The sequence below is a fragment of the Roseburia sp. MSJ-14 genome, assembly GCF_018918225.1.
GTDB lineage: Bacteria > Bacillota > Clostridia > Lachnospirales > Lachnospiraceae > Petralouisia.
The window spans coordinates 1-975 of record NZ_JAHLQD010000028.1; the positions used below are offsets into that span (position 1 = coordinate 1).

1 pseudogene is annotated in these 975 nt (G+C 50.3%); it reads left to right on the forward strand.

The window, feature by feature from the left end:
- Positions 1-12: 12 nt before the first annotated feature.
- A pseudogene (locus KQI83_RS11125) lies at positions 13-975 on the forward strand (recombinase family protein); the annotation flags it as partial.

The window sequence follows — 975 nt, forward strand, 5'->3', positions numbered from 1 at the left end:
AGATGTGTATAAGAGACAGGTTATTCTGGTGCGAACTTTCAAAGACCCGGTTTTCAAGCCATGCTTGCGGACATTGAAGCCGGAAAAGTCGGGACAGTTATCGTAAAGGATATGTCGAGGTTAGGGCGAAACTACCTGCAAGTGGGAATGTACACGGAAATGATTTTCCCACAGAAAGGTGTCCGCTTCATCGCTATCAATGACGGAGTGGACAGCGCACAGGGCGACAATGACTTTGCCCCGCTGCGGAATATCTTTAACGAATGGCTGGTGAGAGATACGAGCAAGAAAATCAAAGCAGTAAAACGCTCAAAAGGCATGAATGGCAAGCCCATCACAAGCAAGCCTGTGTATGGCTACCTCATGGACGAGGATGAAAATTTCATTATTGACGAGGAAGCTGCACCCGTAGTCAAGCAGATATACAACCTCTGTCTTGCCGGGAATGGTCCGACCAAGATAGCCCGTATGCTCACAGAGCAGCAAATCCCCACGCCGGGAACGCTTGAATACCGCAGGACGGGCAGCACCCGCCGCTACCACCCCGGCTATGAGTGCAAGTGGGCGACCAATACCGTAGTGCATATCCTTGAAAACCGGGAATACACAGGCTGTCTGGTAAATTTCAAGACAGAAAAACTTTCTTACAAAGTCAAGCACAGTGTAGAAAATCCCCCGGAAAAGCAAGTGATTTTCGAGAACCACCACGAGCCTATCATAGACACCCAAACATGGGAACGGGTGCAGGAGCTTCGCAAACAGCGCAAACGCCCAAACCGCTATGATGAAGTGGGTTTGTTCTCCGGCATACTGTTCTGTGCGGACTGCGGCAGCGTGATGTATCAGCAGCGATACCAGACGGACAAGCGCAAGCAGGACTGTTATATCTGCGGTAACTACAAGAAACGCACCCATGACTGTACGGCGCACTTTATCCGCACCGACCTCTTGACCGCCTGTCTCTTATACACATCT